The sequence below is a fragment of the Bradyrhizobium sp. MI1.7 genome, from assembly GCF_055811795.1.
Genome location: NZ_JBVVPO010000011.1, coordinates 59607 through 78975, shown reverse-complemented (window position 1 = coordinate 78975; position 19369 = coordinate 59607). Strand labels below are relative to the sequence as shown.

General features: G+C 64.5%; 19 protein-coding genes. 7 read left to right on the top strand and 12 right to left on the bottom strand.

Annotated elements, in window-relative coordinates:
- The first annotated feature begins 34 nt into the window (after positions 1 to 34).
- Both AC0L3X_RS13425 and AC0L3X_RS13420 read left to right on the top strand, forming a co-directional pair.
- Positions 35 to 376 carry a hypothetical protein gene (locus AC0L3X_RS13425; RefSeq protein ID WP_063985480.1) on the top strand — a complete coding sequence of 114 codons (342 nt, stop codon included), beginning with the start codon at positions 35 to 37 and terminating at the stop codon, positions 374 to 376.
- Between the two features lie 333 nt (positions 377 to 709).
- Positions 710 to 1057 (top strand): hypothetical protein, encoded by a 348-nt coding sequence (locus AC0L3X_RS13420; protein WP_223153852.1) that lies wholly within the window; start codon positions 710 to 712, stop codon positions 1055 to 1057.
- 111 nt (positions 1058 to 1168) lie between these two features.
- Here AC0L3X_RS13420 and AC0L3X_RS13415 read toward each other — a convergent pair whose 3' ends face one another.
- The 4 genes from AC0L3X_RS13415 to AC0L3X_RS13400 all read right to left on the bottom strand — a co-directional run bounded on the left by AC0L3X_RS13415 (position 1169) and on the right by AC0L3X_RS13400 (position 4724).
- Complete coding sequence (locus AC0L3X_RS13415) at positions 1169 to 1795, bottom strand: peptidoglycan recognition protein family protein (protein ID WP_063985481.1); 627 nt, start codon at positions 1793 to 1795, stop codon at positions 1169 to 1171.
- A gap of 34 nt (positions 1796 to 1829) precedes the next feature.
- Complete coding sequence (locus tag AC0L3X_RS13410; protein WP_063985482.1) at positions 1830 to 3041, bottom strand: GGDEF domain-containing protein; 1212 nt, start codon at positions 3039 to 3041, stop codon at positions 1830 to 1832.
- Between the two features lie 641 nt (positions 3042 to 3682).
- Positions 3683 to 4294, bottom strand: a complete 612-nt coding sequence (locus AC0L3X_RS13405) for a LysE family translocator (RefSeq protein WP_063985483.1) — start codon at positions 4292 to 4294, stop codon at positions 3683 to 3685.
- A 55-nt stretch (positions 4295 to 4349) separates the two neighbouring features.
- Positions 4350 to 4724, bottom strand: a complete 375-nt coding sequence (locus AC0L3X_RS13400) for a response regulator (protein ID WP_028150703.1) — start codon at positions 4722 to 4724, stop codon at positions 4350 to 4352.
- Positions 4725 to 4844: 120 nt separating this feature from the next.
- Here AC0L3X_RS13400 and AC0L3X_RS13395 point away from each other — a divergent pair, with 120 nt between their 5' ends.
- Entirely contained in the window at positions 4845 to 5681 is an 837-nt protein-coding gene (locus tag AC0L3X_RS13395; RefSeq protein ID WP_063985484.1) for an SDR family NAD(P)-dependent oxidoreductase, read from the top strand.
- 187 nt (positions 5682 to 5868) lie between these two features.
- Here the strand turns inward: AC0L3X_RS13395 and AC0L3X_RS13390 are convergent, their stop codons facing one another.
- On the bottom strand, positions 5869 to 6675 hold the full coding sequence (locus AC0L3X_RS13390; protein ID WP_063985485.1) for a lytic murein transglycosylase: 807 nt from the start codon (positions 6673 to 6675) through the stop codon (positions 5869 to 5871).
- 167 nt (positions 6676 to 6842) lie between these two features.
- Between AC0L3X_RS13390 and AC0L3X_RS13385 the strand changes: the two genes are divergently transcribed.
- The gene (locus AC0L3X_RS13385; RefSeq protein WP_187387816.1) at positions 6843 to 7775 is read left to right on the top strand and encodes an OmpA family protein; all 933 of its coding nucleotides are present in this window, start codon (positions 6843 to 6845) and stop codon (positions 7773 to 7775) included.
- Between the two features lie 634 nt (positions 7776 to 8409).
- The gene (locus AC0L3X_RS13380) at positions 8410 to 8646 is read left to right on the top strand and encodes a hypothetical protein (protein ID WP_028150700.1); all 237 of its coding nucleotides are present in this window, start codon (positions 8410 to 8412) and stop codon (positions 8644 to 8646) included.
- 109 nt (positions 8647 to 8755) lie between these two features.
- Here AC0L3X_RS13380 and rpoD read toward each other — a convergent pair whose 3' ends face one another.
- On the bottom strand, positions 8756 to 10915 hold the full coding sequence (gene rpoD, locus AC0L3X_RS13375) for an RNA polymerase sigma factor RpoD (RefSeq protein WP_063985486.1): 2160 nt from the start codon (positions 10913 to 10915) through the stop codon (positions 8756 to 8758).
- 379 nt (positions 10916 to 11294) lie between these two features.
- Positions 11295 to 13313: a DNA primase gene (gene dnaG / locus AC0L3X_RS13370; protein WP_063985487.1), complete on the bottom strand. Its 2019-nt coding sequence runs from the start codon at positions 13311 to 13313 to the stop codon at positions 11295 to 11297.
- Positions 13314 to 13516: 203 nt separating this feature from the next.
- On the opposite strand from dnaG, the gene AC0L3X_RS13365 reads away from it, so the two are divergent.
- Positions 13517 to 14080 (top strand): chlorite dismutase family protein, encoded by a 564-nt coding sequence (locus AC0L3X_RS13365; protein WP_063985488.1) that lies wholly within the window; start codon positions 13517 to 13519, stop codon positions 14078 to 14080.
- Between the two features lie 76 nt (positions 14081 to 14156).
- Here AC0L3X_RS13365 and AC0L3X_RS13360 read toward each other — a convergent pair whose 3' ends face one another.
- Complete coding sequence (locus tag AC0L3X_RS13360; RefSeq protein ID WP_063985489.1) at positions 14157 to 14555, bottom strand: gamma-glutamylcyclotransferase family protein; 399 nt, start codon at positions 14553 to 14555, stop codon at positions 14157 to 14159.
- 206 nt (positions 14556 to 14761) lie between these two features.
- On the opposite strand from AC0L3X_RS13360, the gene AC0L3X_RS13355 reads away from it, so the two are divergent.
- The gene (locus tag AC0L3X_RS13355; RefSeq protein WP_231143624.1) at positions 14762 to 15568 is read left to right on the top strand and encodes an N-formylglutamate amidohydrolase; all 807 of its coding nucleotides are present in this window, start codon (positions 14762 to 14764) and stop codon (positions 15566 to 15568) included.
- Here AC0L3X_RS13355 and AC0L3X_RS13350 read toward each other — a convergent pair.
- The 4 genes from AC0L3X_RS13350 to AC0L3X_RS13335 all read right to left on the bottom strand — a co-directional run bounded on the left by AC0L3X_RS13350 (position 15565) and on the right by AC0L3X_RS13335 (position 19286).
- Entirely contained in the window at positions 15565 to 16548 is a 984-nt protein-coding gene (locus AC0L3X_RS13350) for a DUF3592 domain-containing protein (RefSeq protein ID WP_084795399.1), read from the bottom strand. The genes AC0L3X_RS13355 and AC0L3X_RS13350 overlap by 4 nt on opposite strands.
- 84 nt (positions 16549 to 16632) lie before the next feature.
- Positions 16633 to 17253 carry a LysE family translocator gene (locus tag AC0L3X_RS13345; RefSeq protein ID WP_080586526.1) on the bottom strand — a complete coding sequence of 207 codons (621 nt, stop codon included), beginning with the start codon at positions 17251 to 17253 and terminating at the stop codon, positions 16633 to 16635.
- 45 nt (positions 17254 to 17298) lie between these two features.
- Positions 17299 to 17835, bottom strand: coding sequence for a hypothetical protein (locus AC0L3X_RS13340; protein ID WP_063985490.1), 537 nt, complete (start codon positions 17833 to 17835; stop codon positions 17299 to 17301).
- A 2-nt stretch (positions 17836 to 17837) separates the two neighbouring features.
- Positions 17838 to 19286: an LVIVD repeat-containing protein gene (locus AC0L3X_RS13335; protein WP_063985491.1), complete on the bottom strand. Its 1449-nt coding sequence runs from the start codon at positions 19284 to 19286 to the stop codon at positions 17838 to 17840.
- Between the last annotated feature and the right edge of the window lie 83 nt (positions 19287 to 19369).

The following is a 19369-nucleotide window of genomic DNA, read 5'->3' as shown; positions in this document are numbered from 1 at the left end:
CGGGCCGGCGGCCTCAACTGAACGGACACCAACCGTGTCGATCATCCTGCAATCCACCGTCGGCGGCTTCTCCGCCCAGTTCATGCGCAAGCTGCCGCTGGTCGAGCAAGCGATGCGCGAGCACGGGCTCGATCCCGCGGAGTTCGTCATCTCCAAGGACTATGCCTCGACCGCGACGATCCCGCTCATGGGCCCGTTCTTCTATAATTACAGCGTGTTCTTCGGCGACGAACAATTCACCGTCACCGAGCCGAACGACATGGTGTTCCTGGACTACTTCTTCAAACGCGTGCTGGCGTCGGACGGCCCGCCGGAATTGCCACGGCGGCCGGGATTGATGCGGCGGCTGTTCGGATGGATGGCGCAGCCGGTTTAGCTCGTCATTCCGGAGCGCGTCATGGATGCTTCCCGCTCAATCGTCCTTGTCGATCACGCTTGCCGCAGGACGCTTGCTGATGTATGTGCTGCCGCCCGGCGCGATATCGCGCCTTTGTTGTTCAGCGCAACCAAGGGAGGCGGCATGAAAAGTAGATCGATACGTTCTGACCGCCGACCTCTTTGATCGGCAATCGGTCATAAGCTGAACGCCGCTTCGCGGCTGTTCTCCATTCATTGCATCTGGCTGCGAGGGGCGCGACGCAACAAGGCGTCGCGCCGTGTCGTCATGTATTTGCGGTTCGTTACACCGCTCATCCACCCGCACAGTCGCGTGGAGAGCGGCTTCTTTCGTGCGTCCTGGTATGTCCAGCGAAACAACTGTCCGGACTGGATCCGGCATGAGCTCTCGGACCAGTTCAATTGGTTCGCGCAGCATCTGCCGCTTCCTGGACGCATCGCGCGTCACTTCAAGCGGCGCGATTCGATCTGGGGCATTTGCTGGTTCGATCCTCAAGCCCGCGAGGCTGTCAGCCGCGCGCGCTACTGCGCTTGGCTGCTCGAGGAGGGTGGCCTGCCGGTGCGCACGATTACAACCTCGCGCCAGCGCGAAGTGATCTGGCGCGACGCGCACCAGATCGTCACGAAGCCTTCCGCCGATCTTCCCAAGGCATTCCCCTGAGCCTGGGAAGACCGGTGGACTTGGGATGGCGATGAGAGCCGATAGCGATCGCTCTCGATGGCCGTCCGGCACCGGAGGTTTCGGCCTTTGGTTGCCGGACGCGCCTGCTCGTCACTCCCCCCAAATCCGCGCCAGCGTCGCGAGCCAGCAGCCTTCGCAATAGCGGGCGTCCTTGTAGTCGATCCAGTTGTGCGCATAGACGTGGTCGAGCGGGATGCCGTAGCGCGCGCGCAGCACCTTCACGAGGATCTTCCAGGCCGCGACCTGCGCCTCGGTCGGGCCCGCGGTGACATCCGGATAGTTGCCGGCGAACTCGACGCCGATCGAGTTGTCGCGCACCACCTGGCGATAGGTCGATCTGTTGTCGATATACTTGTTGTCGTTGCGGTTGGCGCCGTCGCCATGGGTCGGCACGAGATTCTCCGCAACCGCCCAATAAACCGTGCCGTCGGTCTCGACCCACACGGTGACGCCGCGGCGCGTCGGGTTCTTCGATTGCTCCGCCGCGCCACCGCGCGCCGAGCCTGCCGGCCCCTCGGTCTGGTGCACGATGATGTTGCGCCAGGGATGGGCGTCGCGGACATCGCCCCATGGCGCGAGCCAGACCATTTTCAGGCCGGGAATGTCAGGCGTGCCGGAGACGCGCGCGATCTTTGCGAGCTCGGCATCCGTCGCAGCGGCTGGGGTCAACAGAAGAAGGGCGGCGAAAAAAGCCGCGGGCAGGCGGAGGATCATCATACGGGTCCAAGGCGGGCCCAAATCCTAGCAGGCTTCATGCGAATTTGCGCGTGGCCTCGCCGAGCCCGGGCCGCTCAGGCGAGAGCGGCGGAGCCGGATCGTAGACGGCAAAGTCGTTCTTGCCGTTTTTCTTGGCGTCATAGAGGGCGTGGTCGGCATGGGCGATGAGGCGGTCCGGAAACTGGCCGATGCCGCGGTCCCATTCGGCAACGCCGATCGAGATCGCGATCGGGATGTCCCTGGTTGTACAGGCCGCGGCGTCCTGGCGGCAGACCTCAAGCACGCGGCGGGCGATCGCGGCAGCCTCGCGCAGGGACGAGGACGGCAGCACGACGCAGAACTCGTCGCCGCCGGTGCGGGCCAGCATGTCGCCCGGCCGCAGCCGCGTTTGCGCCATCAGGGTGAAGTGCCGCAAGCAGGCATCGCCCGCGGCGTGACCATGGGAGTCATTGATGGCCTTGAAGCCGTCGAGATCGATCACCAGCAGCGAGAACGGCTCGCCGCTGCGCTCAGACCGGGCGCATTCCTCGGACAGGCGCTGCAACAAATGGCGCCGGTTGGCGACGCCGGTGAGATCGTCGAGCAGCGCGAGGTCGGCGACCTCGTTGCGCAGGCGATCCATCGCCATCAGCAGGAAGCCGAAATTGAGCGTCATCGACAGGAACAGGAGGCCCAGCACCATGACGCCATGAGCCTGACCGCCGGCGCGCGCCGAGAAATCGTGGCCGAGCAGATTACCCAGCGTGCGAACCGCAAAGATCCCGATGATGGTGAGGATGACGATGCCGGACAGCCGCGCGCCCGGGCTGACGCGGCCCTCCGGCGGCGCAAGGAGCAGACGCAGCGCCAGCACCAGCGGCAAGGCCTGGCCGAGCGTGTAGCTGAGCATGCGCAGCTGCATGTGCTCGAAGCCGACCATGAAGAACACGACGCCGGCGAGGCTTAGCACCCCCGTTGCGGCCATGACGCGCCATGAGACCGGCCGGTCATAGAAGCGCTGAATGCCCATGGCGGCGAGGCAGCTCGCCGCGATGATACCGGCAGCGCCGACAAGAAGCGGCAGGGGAGAGGCGACGAACAGGCGGACTAGGGCCGTCATCGCGCCGGCGGCGCCGACGAACGACGATGCCATCCAGAACCGCGCGGCCGCAAATTTCGGATAGGAGCGCGTCACGTAGGCCCAGATCAGGCCAAGCGCCAGGAAGTTGACGACGAAGACCGTCCAGAGTGTCGGTACGTTCAGCATGGCGCGTGCGGCACGCGCAGCGTCGCACCCCCCATCTCTGGCAGCCGTTCGTCCATGACCCTTCCCCGCGTTCTTGCGGAGAAGAATGCGCGGATTGCACTTAACGGAACCTCACTGCGATCTGCGAAAGCTCGCCCTTGGTTTTGGATTCATGAACAGTGCGCCGCGATTATCGGATCATTAGGCATGTCGCGGTCTCCCTGCGCGGCCACGCCGATGCGCATCGCGATGCGGATTCGTGGGCAAAAATCACCCGAAAACGCATCTGAGCTGTGGATAACGTAATGACACAGATGTGACAGCACGGGGCAGCCGCCCGCGAATCTGCTGAGTTTGTGGTCGAGGATGTTGCGAGGCTGGCCCTCCGCCGAGCATCCCTCGTGTCGCGTTTAACCATGAACCCTTGAGAGGATACTATGGCTAAGAAAGCGAAGAAGGCGAAGAAGGCGACGAAGAAAAAGGCCAAGAAGGCCGCCAAGAAGAAGTAGCCAGCATGTTCTTTGCCCGGGTGGAGCCTCGCTCCGCCCGGGCGTCGGGTAAGGTCGAGAGAGTTTGAGGATGGCGGGCGCAAGGCCCGCTTTTTTATTGGCCGCACTCTGCTGCGGCGTCTCCCCGCAAGCGGGGAGAGATGAAGGAGAAGCCTAGCGCTCCGCAAACGCCAGCTTGGCACCAAGCGCCGCAAAGCCGGCGGCAAAGCTGCGGCGCAGCCAGGCCATGACACGCGGGCGGGAGATGACGCGATCGCGTACCGACGCCGCACAGAGACCGTAGAGGACGAACACCGCAAAGGTCATAGCCATGAAGGCGCCGCTCAATTCCAGCATCCGCGCCAGCACATGGGCTTCATCCACCGCAATGAACTGCGGCAGAAAGGCCAGGAAGAAGATCGATAGTTTCGGGTTGAGGATGTTGATCAGGAAGCCGGTGACGATGACGCGGCGGCTCGACCGCTCCTTGATCTCGCCATCGACCGCGAGCGCTCCAGTCTCACGCAGCGCCTGCCAGGACATGTAGAGCAGATAGGCGACGCCGCCCCATTTCAGCGCGGCAAAGGCGAGCGCGCTGGTATGCAGCACCGCGGCAAGCCCAAGCATCGCAGCTATCATGTGCGGCACGATTCCGAGCGTGCAGCCGAAGGCGGCAGCGATGCTCGCGCGCGAGCCGCGGGTCAGCGCCGCAGCCAGGGTGTAGAGCACGCCGGTGCCGGGCGAGGCGACGACGATGAGCGAGGTAAGCAGGAAGGACAAGGTCATGGGCAGACCCTATCACCGCGCCTCACGGCAAGAAAGCGAGCCCCCGGATCAATCGTCAGGACAGCTGCGCGAGCTCGGCCTCGCGGAGCACGTCGAGCGGAGCCCACGGCTTGGCCCAGAATTTTGCGCCGTCGGGTAACGGCTGCGCCAAGGGACGGCCGGAGGTGACGACGATATCGAGCTTTGGATTGCGGTCCTTGGCGACGTGCGCGAGCTCGACCCCGGTCATGCGCCCCGCAAGCTGGACGTCCGTCAGCATCAGACAGAGCGCGCCGGCGCTTCTGTCGAGCACCCGCTGGGCAGCCTCGGCGCTGTCGCACTGGATGACCTGGTAGCCGCTCTCCTCCAGCAGAAGACTGAGCATCTCCCGTTGCATGACGTCGTCTTCGACGATCAACGCCGTGGCGCGAAATGGTTCTGCCTGTCCCATGGGGCTGCTCCAGTGCTTGCTTGCGTAACCTATGTTAAGGAGCCAGTTCGCCGGTGGTTCAGTTCCATCATGAAAAATGTAGATCATAGTTCCACACGACCGGCTTGACGGGGGGACATCATGACTGCCATTCGCGGCGCCGCCGCCATCACGGGAGCGGCGAGCGGCATTGGCCGCGCGCTGGCGATCGAGCTCGGAAGTCGCGGCTGCGATCTCGCGCTCGCCGACCGCGACGAGGCCGGATTGAAGACGCTCGCCGCCGAGATCGGTGCCGCACGCAAGGTCAGCGTGCATCGCGTCGACGTCAGCGAGCCCGGCGACATCGCGGAGTTCGCGCGTGATGCGATCGCGGCCCATCCCGCGCTCGGCATCGTCATCAACAATGCCGGCGTGGCGCTGATGGGGACGTTCGAGGAGATCGACCAGGCGCAGATGGAGTGGCTGTTCGACATCAATTTCTGGGGCGTGGTGCACGGTACGCGCGCTTTCCTGCCGCACCTGAAGACGCTGGCAGAGGCGCACATCGTCAACGTCTCCTCGATCTTCGGCATCATCGCGCCGCCCGGACAGTCGGCCTATGCCGCCGCCAAGTTCGCGGTGCGCGGCTTTTCCGAGAGCGTGCGGCACGAGCTTGCGGTCGCGGGCAGCCCCGTAAAACTGTCGGTGGTGCATCCCGGCGGCGTCGCCACCGCCATCGCGCGCAATTCGCGCACCGGGGTCGGCGTCACCGACAATGCGCGCCGCGCGCAATCGATCGAGCGGTTCGAGAACGCGGCAAAGACCACGCCGAAAGACGCCGCGCTGCGCATCATCAAGGGCATCGAGAACAACCAGCCCCGCATCCTGATCGGCAACGACGCCCGCTTCATGGACATTTTGCAGCGCTTTCGCCCCGGGACCTATTGGGCGCCGTTGCAGCGGAAGCTGGAGAAGATGGCAAAGGGGACGGCGAAGTAGGCGTGACGCGACGGCATCGCCGCTGCGTGCTCCGCTGTCGCCACACCACCGCTGTCATGCCCCGGCTTGACCGGGGCATCCAGTACGCCGCGGCTTCTCGGTTCTAGCCGCGCCTCCTCTGGAATACTGGATCGCCCGCCCCAGTACGCAAGTGCGCACAAGGCGGGCGATGACACCGAGTATGTGGTCACTGCCCCGCCAGCCGATCCGCAAAATAGCCGATCGTCTTGCGGTAGATCACCGCTCTGTTCCACTCCCGCATCGCCTCGAAATTGGCGGTGCCTTCGCCGTAAGGCTGGCCCATCTTGAAGCCGCTGGTGTGAAGCAGGTTCGCGGTCGAGGCGAGCACGTCGGGCACGCTGTGGCGCAGATCGACGTGGCCGTCGCCGTCGAAATCGACGCCGTATTTGATGTAGGACGACGGCAGAAACTGGGTCTGGCCGATCTCGCCGGCATAGGCGCCGATGAGGTCGCGCAGCGGCAGGTCGCCGCGCTGCACGATCTTGAGCGCGGCGAGCAGCTCGCCCTGGAACAGCTCGGTGCGGCGGCAATCATGCGCGAGCGTGGCGAGCGTGCGGATCACCGGCAGCTTGCCGATGTCGCCCTTGCCGAAATCGCTTTCCAGCCCCCAGATCGCGACCAGGATATAGCGGGGCACGCCGAACTGCTGCTCGATGCGCGAGAGCAGCGCCGCGTGGCGCTGCAACAGTGCCTTGCCGCCATTGATGCGGCCAGGGCCGACGCGGGTCGAGACATACTGTTCAAAGCTCTTGTTGAAGGTGTAGCGCTGGCGCCGGTCGAAGGCGAGCACCGCGCCATCCTGGGCGATACCGCTGAAGGCCGCGCTGGTCACGCTCGCCGAGACGCCGGCTCCTTGCGCCTCCGAGCTCATGCTGGCGACGAAGCTGTTGAAGTCGCCGCCGCAACGCGCGGCCTGCGCCGATCCGCCGGCCAGACAGAGGATGAAGGCGGTGGCCAGGGCGAGTCTCGACATGCGGGAAAATCCTTTGAAGAATGAACGCGGAAGCGCGCGATCATGCCCGGGAACCGGATTCGCGTCAAAGCGGCAGATCCTCGCCAGAACCGATCGTCAGAACCGATCGTATCTTGGCCGCGACAAATGAATTGCGCTCGCCCCGTCCCCAACCGATCGAGATCACCATGCCCATTCCGCACCGGATGCTCGCTGTCCTCGCCCTGCTCTCCTTCACCGCCACGGCCGCCGCCGCGCAGACCCGCGATGTCGCAGGCAGCCGCGACTATCCCGGCATCGGCCGCTTCACCGGCAGCGTCATCACCGGCTACGTGACGAAGGATTTTGACGCCGCACGGATGCAGGCGGCCGCCTTTAGGGACGGCCAGCCGGCAGATGCGCGGCGGCTCGAAGGCCGCATCTTCCGCATCGCCTATCGCACCAATCCCGGCCCCTCGATCCTGGAAGTGTCGCGCAATTTCGAGACGCAGCTTGCGAAAGCCGGCTTCGAGACCTTGCTCGCCTGCGACACCGACGCCTGCGGTGCGATTCCCTTCACCGAGGCGATCGACACGCTGCCGGTGCCGCAGATGTGGGTCGACGGCTTCAACTACCGCTATTTTGCCGGCCGCAAGACCGAAGGCGGGCGCGAGACCTATGCCAGCGTCATCGTCAGCCAGAACAACCAGGACATTTATGCGCAGGTTACAGTCGCCGAGCTCGGCGCCATCGCGAACAAGATGGTCGATGCCGCCGCGATGGCGAAGGGTCTTGGCGAGACCGGTCACATCGCGCTCTACGGCATCTATTTCGATACCGACAAGGCGGTGCTGAAGCCGGAGAGCCGCCCGACGCTGGAGCAGATCGCAAAGCTGCTGACGAGTCAGCCGCAGCTCAACGTCTTCATCGTCGGCCACACCGACGGCCAGGGCGCTTACGAGTACAATCTCGATCTCTCGAAGCGCCGCGCCGAAGCGGTCGCAGCCGAACTCGTGAAAAGCTTTCGGATCGCGCAGACGCGGCTGCGCACCGCCGGCGTCGGATTGCTGGCACCAGTCGGTTCCAACGCTACGGACGCCGGCCGCGCGCTCAACCGGCGCGTGGAGCTGGTGGCGCCGTAACGGCCTCACTCATCTTCCCACCTGCGCTCCGAGTATCTGTTGAATGGCGTTGTCGGTGGAGAAGTGGCTCGTCGTAGCGGAACTCGTCACGTGTACGCAGTGAGATGTGCAACCACGGATATGGAACTCGTTCGCACAATGGAACACAACCTGTGCACGCGGACGGAAGACGTGCAGGCGAACGCGCATTTTTACAAAGCACGCACCTCTCGTTGCGTTGCGAGAGCGGGAAATATGAACAAAGTGATTTGGCCATCCAAACAATTGCTTTGATGCGCATCGAAACCAGATGTCGCGATCAGCGCATATCTGACGCGCTCGATGCGACATCACGGCGTCAACGATTTGCCTTGCCACGCTATGGCGCAAGTTATAGTATTCTATTCTAGGTTGTCGCCCCGCCAGCCCCGGGCGACGCTGAAGACCAAAAATAAACGGCGGGCTTTGCGGCCCGCCGTTTGTTGAGCGAAGGGTTGCATCGGATTTTACGAAGCGCCGGACGCATCCGAACATCCAGCAAACGGACTTCATCGATCGATTGCGCAGCCGAGACCGCCGCGACAGGTCCGTGTGACCACCGGAAAACCCGCCAAAGTCATTTGACTATAGCGCCCTGATCGACGACAAGCCCGCCATGGCCAAAAAACCTGGAACCAATCCCAAGGGCGAGTTCGCCTTTTTCAACGTCTTCTACGAAGACGGCTCCCAACGCTCCAACCGGCGCGTGCCTGCGGAGCTGCTCGGAGGCCTGGACGGCGACGAGCCCGCGCGCGGTTTCATCATGGAGCAGGACCGCGAGATCGCGGAAAAGTCCGGCCGCCCGCCGCTGGCAATCAAGACCCTCGACCGGGTCGGCGCGAAGAAGAAGTAGGCTCCGTCCGACTCGCGAAGCGTCGGCACAAATAGAAAACGGCGGGCTTTCGGCCCGCCGTTTTCGTTTGGATGAATGCCCGGGACTGGCCCGGGCACGACGATCCGAATTAGTTGTCCAGGAACGACCGCAACTTCCGGCTCCGCGACGGATGCTTCAGCTTGCGCAGCGCCTTCGCTTCGATCTGGCGGATACGTTCGCGGGTGACCGAGAACTGCTGGCCGACTTCTTCCAGCGTGTGGTCGGTGTTCATGCCGATGCCGAAGCGCATGCGCAGCACGCGCTCTTCGCGCGGGGTGAGCGAGGCGAGCACGCGCGTCGTGGTCTCGCGCAGGTTCGACTGGATCGCGGCGTCGATCGGCAGGATCGCGTTCTTGTCCTCGATGAAATCGCCGAGGTGTGAATCCTCTTCGTCACCGACCGGGGTCTCGAGCGACAGTGGCTCCTTGGCGATCTTGAGGACCTTGCGGACCTTCTCCAGGGGCATGCCGAGCTTCTCGGCGAGCTCTTCCGGGGTCGGCTCGCGGCCGATCTCGTTGAGCATCTGGCGCGAGGTGCGCACGATCTTGTTGATCGTCTCGATCATGTGCACGGGGATGCGGATAGTGCGCGCCTGGTCGGCGATCGAGCGGGTGATCGCCTGCCGGATCCACCACGTGGCGTAGGTCGAGAACTTGTAGCCGCGGCGGTATTCGAACTTATCAACCGCCTTCATCAGGCCGATGTTGCCTTCCTGGATCAGGTCGAGGAACTGCAGGCCGCGGTTGGTGTACTTCTTGGCGATCGAGATCACGAGACGGAGGTTGGCTTCCACCATCTCCTTCTTGGCCTGGCGTGCCTCGCGCTCGCCCTTCTGCACGGAGTGCACGATCTTGCGGAACTCGACGATCTCGAGGCCGGTGAGCGCGGCGAGCTGGTGCACCTCGTGACGGAGGTCCTTGATGCGGTCCTTCTCGATATGGACGAAGTTCTTCCAGCCCTTGGCCGAGAGCTTCGAGACGCGGTTGAGCCAGCGCGGATCGAGCTCGGAGCCGGTGTAGTTGCGCAGGAAGTCCTCACGCGCGACGCCATGGCTATCGGCAAGGCGCATCAGGCGGCCCTCGTGCGACACGAGGCGCTTGTTGATGTCGTAGAGCTGCTCGACCAGTGAGTCGATACGCGCCTGGTTCAGGCGCAGCGACTTCACCTCGACGATAATCTCGTCCTTCAGCTTGCGATATTTGCGTTCCTGGTGCGGCGACAGCGAGGGCCCGTGCGAAGTGCTCTCGAGCTGGTTCTGGATGTCCTGCTCCTGAAGCTTGCGCAGCTTCTTGTAGCTGTCGGCGATCTTGTCGAAGATCTCGACGACCTTCGGCTTGAGCTCGGCCTCGATGGCCGCGAGCGACATCTGGTTCTCGAACTCGTCGTCCTCGTCCATGTCGGCTTCGGCGGCGGCTTCGCCCGGATCCTTCTCGCCTTCGCCGGCATTGCCGGGCGCAGGCGCGGCGCGGAACGGGGTCGGCGACGGCGGCGCGGCGGGCGGAGCGACATGCGCCGGCGCAGCTCCGTTCACGACAGCGGCCTCGCCGCCTTCGGCGGACGCTTCGCCGTTCTCGCCGGTCGGACCGCCGATCATCGCGGTGTTCATGCCGCCCTTGGCGTCGGGCCCGGCATAGGTCGCTTCGAGATCGATGATGTCGCGAAGGAAGATCTTGCCTTCGTTGAGCTCGTCGCGCCAGATGATGATGGCCTGGAAGGTCAGCGGGCTTTCGCAGAGGCCTGCGATCATCGCCTCGCGGCCGGCCTCGATGCGCTTCGCAATCGCGATTTCGCCTTCGCGGGACAGGAGCTCGACCGTACCCATCTCGCGCAGATACATGCGCACGGGGTCGTCGGTGCGCTCGCCCGGCTCGCTCTTCTTGACCTCGGTGACGGCCTTCTGGGTGACCTCGACGAGCTCGTTATCGGTCTCGTCCTCGCCGCCCTCGTCCTTGTCCTCCTCGCCGTCGCTATCGTCGGCTTCGGTGACGTTGATGCCCATGTCCGAGAGCATGGACATGATGTCCTCGATCTGCTCGGGGGAGGTCTGGTCGGACGGCAAAACTTCGTTGAGCTGATCGAAGGTCACGAAGCCGCGCTTCTTGGCCTGCTTGATCATCTTCTTCACGGCCGCGTCGGACAGATCGAGCAACGGCGACGGCGCGTCCTGGGAGTCCTTCTCCGGCGCGTCCGCTGCCTTGTCGTCCTTTTCTTTGTCCTTCGCCTGCAGCGTCTTTGCCTTGGTGGCCATCCATTGCTCCTAAACGCGCTTCATGCAGAAGGCCGAACGGCCCGCCCGCCTGAATTCACTTGAACCTGTTGTTCGACGCTCTCGCTTCGTCAGATCGCGACACGGAAAGGGCGGCGCGGATATCTCTCGCCACCCCGACCTTCTCTCTCGCCGGATTTGCCTAACGCTTCGTGAGCCTCTTTGTCGCAGCGGATGCAGGTGTAGTGCCAACAGCGATTGCGCGGATTCATTCCTGACGCGTCTGTTCTGCCTGCGGCCGCCTGGTGGCCAAAGTGCTACAAGACCGTTAAGCCTCGATTAACCCTGTTTTTGCCGCCAAACCTTGGATTTGGCGAGTCTTTTAGCGGTTCCGGTCCCGGCCGTCCGCATGATTCTTTCATCACACGCTCTTCTGGAACCGGCCCGACAGCTCGCCAAAACCCTCGATCAGGGCCTCGGTACCGTCGACTTCTCCTATCCGAGCCTTGACGTCACGCAGCCACGCCAAATTGGCCTCGCTGGGGTCCTCCCCCAAGGCCAGCTCGGCGTCCTTCAGTTCTCTAAGTAGTGAATGGTATTGCCGATGCAAGGCAACGAGCTGGTGCCAGGTGGAGAGAACGTCGTCCCGGGCGGCGCCCTCGCGGGCACCCCACACCGCCGCGGTCGTGATGCCGTTCTCAACCCTTTGAAGAAGCTGTAAAAATCCGCCCTTTTCGATGTCGGCTCGCATCTTCTCGGCCAGCTCGCCGGGGTCCGGCGAGTGGTGGTGGTCGTTGGCGAAGGCGGCGATGATGCCGGCCCGGAGCTTATGGGCCTCGGGATGGGCCAGCTCCAGGGCGGCGACCTCCTCAAGGTGGTCGTGCAGCAGCCAGGGGTGGTTGATCAGGATTTGCAGGATCAGGGCTTCGCGCCGGGATATGGCGCTGCGCTGGCCCTTCATGATCGGGCTGGCCGCCAGCTGGGGGCTCGCCGCCTGGTAGGGGCCGGAGGGAATAAAGGCGGGACCGGAGGCCCCACGCCGCCCCTGGCTGCCGAATCCCTGACCCCCGAATCGATTCGCCTGTCCCCCGTTGCGCGGCTGGAAGGAGCGGCCGGAATTGCCTTGGAAATTGCCCCGGCCGGCAAAACCGCCGCGCCCGCCCTCAGGCGCGAAGGTGCGTCGAAGCCGTTCGGCAAAATCGTCGCGATAATAGCGCCGCACCACCTCGTCGCGGATGCCGTTGGACAGCTCCTTGACGCGCGCTTCCAGCGCGGCGCGACGCTCGGGCGTGGCAAAGTTGCCGCCTTCGAGTTCGCGCGACCAAATCATCTCGGCGAGCGGCTTCGCCGCAGCAATGACATCCTCGATCGCGCCGCGACCGCCCGAGCGGGCGAGATCGTCGGGGTCTTGCCCTTCCGGCAGCAGCGCAAAGCGCAGGCTCTTGCCCGGCGCAAGAAATGGCAAGGCCAAGTCGGCCGCGCGATAAGCCGCCTTCTGTCCGGCACGATCGCCGTCGAAGCAGAGGATCGGCTCGTCCGCCATCTTCCAGAGCAGCGTGAGCTGGTTTTCGGTCAGCGCGGTGCCGAGCGGCGCCACGGCACCTGCAAAGCCTGCTGTCACCATGGCGATGACGTCGACATAGCCTTCGACCACGATCAGCGCGCTACCATCGTGGGTGGCTTTGCGCGCGGTCTGGTGATTGTAGAGATTGTCGCCCTTGTGGAAGAGCGGCGTCTCCGGCGAGTTCAGGTATTTTGCCGGAACGTCCTTCTCCAGCGCGCGCCCGCCGAAGGCGATGACACGGCCACGCAGATCCGTGATCGGAAACATCACGCGATCGCGGAAGCGATCGTAGGGCACGGGAATGTCGTTGCCGGCAACGAGCAGCCCGGTCTCGATCATGTCCTCGATGGAGACGCCGAGCTTGCCGAGATGCTCCTTCAGCGCGAAACGCTCGGGTGGCGGCGGCGCATAGCCGAGGCGGAACTGCACTTGCGTCGCCGGCGAGATCGCGCGATCGGCGAGATAGCCGCGCGCCTTGGCGCCGGCGCGCGAGGCCAGCGTCTCGGCGAAGAATTTTGCAGCGAGCTCCATGACGTCATGCAGCGTGCGGCGCCGCTGCTCGTGCCGCGCCGCATCCGGCGTCACCGCCGGCAGCGGCAGGCCCGCCATGCCGGCGAGCCGCTCCACAGCCTCGGCGAACGGCAGGCCGTCGGTCTCCATCACGAAGGTGATGATGTCGCCGTGCTTGCCGGAGGAGAAGTCGTGGTAAAATCCCTTCTGGTCGTTGACGTAGAAGGACGGCGTCTTCTCCTGCTGGAACGGCGACAGCCCCTTCCATTCCCGCCCGGCCTTCTTCAGCTTCACGCGCTTGCCCACGACTTCGGAGACCGAAAGCCGGGCACGAAGCTCGTCGAGGAACTGGGGCGTGAAGCGCATGGGCTCTGGGTCTGGCGCGAATCAACGTGAGTCGGGCGAAGGGTTACGGATATAGGCGCGGCCTGCCCAAAAGTCAGGTTTGTCCGGCTTATCCGGGTTATTCGACCTATGCACAGGCGTCATTCCGGGGCGATGCGAAGCATCGAGCCCGGAATGACCGCGGAAAGACTTGAACCCGGACCGGTTCCGCGCTTCCATAGGCCATGTTCAGGATGTTTCGCGGCGGCCACAGCGGGGGCTGGCGTGTGACCTCGATTTCACCCGTGGTGGGCGAGCCCCTGCCCTTCGTGCCGGCGCTGTCGGTGACCGACAGCGAGGCGATTTCATTGCCCCTGGTGCCCTCTCGCAATGCGTGGCGGCTGGTCGGCGTTGCGAGCACGCCGCGCTATACTGAGCGCGCCGAGAAGCAGCAGCTCACCGCGGTGCAGGCCGAGCTCGGCCGGTTAGGGGCCACTTCCGCGGCGCTGATTCCGATCCGCAAATCGGAGGCGTGGTGGGAGCTGACGCAGGAAGAGCGCCGCAAGATCTTCGAGGACAAGTCGCACCACATCGCCAGCACTCTTCGTTTCCTGCCCGCCATCGCGCGGCAGCTCTATCACAGCCGCGATCTCGGCGGTCCCTTCGACTTCCTGACATGGTTCGAGTTCGCGCCCCCCGATGCCTCGCTGTTCGAGGAGCTGGTGGCGATGCTGAGGCAGACCGAGGAGTGGAGCTACGTCGAGCACGAGATCGACGTGCGCCTGGTGAAGGAAGTGCTGTCGGCTTAGTGATCGAACGCCGGCCACGATGAAGGTGCGATCCCTCGCTCCGCTTGCGCGGGAGAGGTGAAGTCCGCATCCGCGCCTAGTGCTCGAGAAAGCGCCCGGACTCGATGCGCGGCAGATCGATGACGGGCCAATTGTAGACGTAAGTCCAGGCCTTCTCCGTGGTGCCATCAGGCAGCGTCACGTCGATCAGCTTGCGCAGATATTCGGTCGGCTCCGGAAAGCCCTCGCCGCAGGCCTCGTACATGTCGAGCTCGCGCAGGAGCTCGTCGGGCACGCGCAATTGAAAAAGCTCACCATGGACGACATCGGAGGCCGCGTTCGACAGCAGCAATCCGGGATAATGCTTCACGAGAACGAGCCGGCCGCGACACGTCGCGTCACCCAAAAAGTCCGCATGTCCTGCAAGCAGCCGCGCCATCGGATGGTCGAAGCCGCGCATCAGGGTGCCGTAGACGAAAAGACGATCGGAGGTCATGGGGTGTCTATAGCCGTCAATCGAGCGAAACGACAGCCGCACATTTCCTCGTCCCAGCGAAGTCCCCGGGGGCAATCGAGATTTGGTCTTGTGATGAATCGCCGGCAACGGCATCGTCTGGCGATCATGATGATTTTGGGTGGACCGACCTGCAAGCGATTGCTGCCCAATTTGGACGGTAACTGCTTTTTCCATAGGCAATCAGGATGGACTTGAACACGGCCGACGCGACCGATCAACTGCTCGGCGCGGGGGACATTCCGCCGGTGCATGAGGTCAATGCGGATGGGGCATCGCCTTTCCTGCTCACCTCGGATCATTACGGACGGATCTTGCCGCGCGCGCTCGGCGACCTCGGCGTCGCGGCAAGCGAGCTGACGCGACACATCGCCTGGGACATCGGCATTGCCGGCGTCGCCGAGCGGCTGGCAAGAATGCTCGATGCGCATCTGATCGCGCAGCGCTATTCCCGGCTCGTGATCGACTGCAACCGCTCGCCCGGCGTAGCAAGCTCGATTCCCGTGATATCCGAGGCGACCGCGATCCCGCGCAACGAGGGCATCTCAGAGGGCGAGCGCGCGGCGCGGCGGCGCGAGATCTTCGAGCCCTATCACCGCCGCATCGATGCCGCGATCGACCGCCGCCTGCACGACACGCGGCCGACGGTGCTGGTGTCGCTGCACAGCTTCACGCCGGTTTATGCCGGCGTCGCCCGGCCCTGGCACATCGCCGCGCTGTATAACCGCGACACCGTGCTGCCGCAGCTGCTGCTGAAACATTTGCGCGCTGAAGGCGATCTCGTCGTCGGCGACAACGAGCCCTATGCGGTGAGCGACCTCAGCGACTACACCATCCCCGTCCACGGCGAAGCCCGCGGCCTCGTCAACACCGGCATCGAGATCCGCCAGGATCTGATCGCGGATCAGTCCGGCCAGCAGCAATGGGCGGAGCGGCTGGCGAGGATTTTTGCGGAGATCGAGCTGGAGTTGCGCAGGGAGAGGCTGGTCGACTAGCTGCCCCGCGTCGCGACGAACACCGCGAGCGCAGCGAAAATCGCAGCGATACCCCACAGCAGCCAGGCGATGCGGACGGGGCCGCTTGTATCGAGCGTTGCCTCGGCCGGGTTGTCGGGATTGACGCGCACCTCGACGGTCGCGCCGTGCTTGTAGCGCGACATCAGCTTCTTCAACATCTCGTCGGACCCGGACTGCGTCCCGGCCGCGACGCGCGCGCATTCATTGGTGTAGCTGATATTCTGATAGCGATAGGTGTAGGTCACGCGCTTGCCGAACATCTCGGTGCCGCGGCGCTCGCCCGGCTCGCTGGCCTCGTGATATTGCTCGATCCCCGACAGCTTGATCGTGCCCGGCACCACCGGCCAGCGCGCCGCCTTCAACGCCTGCCGCCGCACCCCATACCCCATCAGCGCGATGACGAGGCCGAACGCGCCGAAGCCGACGACAAGGCCGGCGAGATCGGGCCGCCCGATGCGGTGCGCAAGGTAGGCATAAGTCTGGTTGAGCCCGAACGCCGAGCCGAACACGATGCCAAACGCGATCGCCGTGCCGATGCCGAGGCAGCCCCACAGCCCCTTGGGCAGGTCGCGCTCGAGCACGGCCTGATCGGGATGGCGCGGATTGTAATAGACGGTGACGATGCTGCCGGCGGGATATTTTGCAAGCTTCTCGGCGACCTCGAAATTGCCGAGGTCCTCGCCGATCGAGATGCGGTTACAGCTCAGCTTGCGGCTGCCGACCGGATATTCGTAAGTCACGTTCGCAAAATTGCGGCTCTCGAGCCGATAGCCTTCCTCGCGGTCGCTGTCGGACACCCTGACCTCGCGTACCTCGGCGACCGAGCGGACGACCTTGCCCGATGCCTGCGGCCAGCTTCGCGCCTCGCGCACCTGCCAGGTCTTCACAACGGAGGCGACCAGTAACAGCCCGAGCGGTGCGAACAGCATCGCATAGACGAACCAGGGCAGATCGGGCACGGCCAAATTCCTTCGTCAGCGGCAATGCCCGATTGGACGCATCGCCGCCGCGAAGGGTTCAAGCGCGAACCGGTACGAGCGAGGTTATTTTGCCCGTGTCAGCGCCAGCCAGATACCGCCGCCGATCATGAAGCCGCCGGAGATGCGCGACATCAGCCGCGTCCGGCGGGCCGAGAAGAATTTTCGCGCACGCCCCGCGGCAAGAGCGTAGAGCGCATCCGTCATCGCCGCGGTGACCATGAAAGTGGCGCCCAGCACCGCGACTTGCGGGAAGTGATCGCGGTTCATGTCCATGAACTGCGGAATGAAGGCGCCGAAGAAGATCAGCACTTTCGGGTTCGACAGCAGCACAAGGAAGCCTTGCAGGAAGAACCCGCCGCGCGGCGGCGCCGGCGGCTCGTCGACATTGAGGCCTTCGACCGGCGCCCAGATCAGCTTGATGCCGAGCCAGATCAGATAGGCGGCGCCGGCAAAGCGCACCCAGTCGAACCAGTAACCCATGGTCGCCATCAGCGAGGTCAGGCCGACTGCGACGATGCCGATGACGATGGCGAGCCCGGCCTGCGCGCCCGCGACATTGGTCAACGCCGCGCGCGTGCCGTGACGCAGGCCGTTGGCGACGACGAGGGTGACGATCGGCCCCGGCAGCAAGGCCAGCGCAATGCAGGCGGCGACGAAGGCGAAATAGGCTTGCATGGACATCATGGGGAGGACTCGCTGAGAGCGGTTTGGCGCATTAATGCATGACACTCACTGTCCGTCCAGCGCCGCGGTCGCCCATACCTTCATCTCCCGCGTCTCCAGGAACGCCAGCGCTGCGCGTTGCACGGCGCCTGCTTCGCCACGCCCCTGGGCCGCAGCGACGAAGAGATCGCAGCGGCGCGAGACGGCGATGCCGATCGCGGCATGGCGGACGTCGTCGAGCATATCGAGATCATAGCGCCTGGCACGGCCGCGCATCTCGCCAAGACCCACCTCCTCGCCCGGCGCGACGGCGGCAAAGCGCGGGCTGATCAGATCGATGTCGGCAACGCGATCGACCTCATCATCGTCGGCGACGCCGCGGTCGCAATTGCAGAAGCCACGCTTGGCGCGCACGTAGAGCTCGGTGCCCGCGCAGGCGCCGTCGCAGCGGAACGCGCGGCCGGCGGGCCAGCCGTCGCGCGGGAACGGCCATGCGATTTCGCGCCAGCCTGCCGATTCCGCCGCCGGCGCCAGCCGATAAGCCCCGACGCCGGACACACCGAGCGCGATGGCCACAGCCGCAATCGCCGCCCCGCGCCGCATCGTCAGTTCCTCGGCAGGCCGGCGGCCGCGCGCGCCGGTCCGGTCAGTTCGAGGATATGCAGACCGGTATTGGCGCGGTCGACGATGTAGATGTAGCCGCGATCGTCGGTCTCGACATTGTTGGTCTGGATCGCGACCTTGCAGCGCTCGCCGCCCTCGACGGGAATGCAGCGCTTGTCTGTGGCCTGCGTGATCGCCGGGATGAAATAGCCGACCTCCTTCGGATGATAGGGATCGCGGATGTCGAGCGCCCGCACGCCCGCATTGAAGAAGGCGATGAAGGCCATCTTCTTGTAATAGACCGGCGCCATGCTCTCGTTCGAGGAGTGCGAGCCGAAGCGGCCGCCGCGCTGGCAGAACTGTCCACCCGCCTCCGGCACGGTGTAGCTCGAGATCATCATCGGCCGCGTCTCGGTGGTGACGTCGGCGAACCACACCATCTGCCGCGCCTCGCCGCATTCGTTCAGAATCGCCTCGTCGACGATCATGACGATGTCGCGGGTCTTGCCGTCCTTGTCCTCGGCGAATTCCGCGACCGGCATATCGAGCATCGGGAACGTCGTATGCGCGCCGTTGAAGGCGGACATCGGCATGCGCGAAATCTCGGGATAGCGAAGATTCTCCGGCGTCGGCTCCTTCGGCCCGTTCAGCAACTTGTCGCGATCGACGATCTGCAGGATGCCGCCCTTGTTGGTGCCGTAGCCGAAGAACACGCGATTGCCGTCGGGTCCGGTCGAGATCGGCCCGTGCAATTCGGTCGGCACGGCGCCGGTCGAGCCGGGCTCCTGGCCGGGCAGGCCAAAGTCGCGGATTTTCTGCGGATGCGCGGGATCGCTGAGGTCGTAGACCTGCGTCATGCGCCGCGTGCGCCAGTCCGGCGCGCCGGAGACAAGAAAGGCGATGCCGGTGTCGCACTCCCACCAGCTCTTGTGGGTGTCCTTCAGCCCGCCGATGCGGGTAACGAGCACGGGATTTACGGGGTCGGCGACGTTCCAGATCTCATGCGCCTCGCTGCCGAAGGTGCGGAGCATATAGACCGCATTGGGATCGCCCTTCGGCAGCGACTTGCCGTCGCAAACCCGTACCATCTGCGCGCCGCCGGATTCGTACTTGCCTTCCTGTCCCGGCAGATGCCGCAGATATTTTGGACGCGCGGGATCGGTGACGTCGACGATGGACGTTCCGTTCGGTTCGGCCTGCCCCGTCATCGGGTTGACGGGCGCGGGCACGTCGTCGGTGCCACCGTGATGGCCGATATAGGCGATCCAGCGATCGGCCTGATGATGGATGGTCGGCTGGTACGCGCTGCGCGCCTGCAGGTCGTTGGTGCCGACCAGCTTCATGTTGGACGCTTCCTGCGGCGCGCCGATGGTCTGCTTCTGTTGTGCCTGGGCCGTGGTGCTGCAGGCGAAAAGGACAAGACCTGCTGCGAGTGAGAAGCAACGGAACATCAAAGCTCTCCCGGAACCAATCTGCGTTGGCTGAGCTTCAAGGCTAGCACAGCCATTTCCGGGCGCCAAAGACACCATCTTGA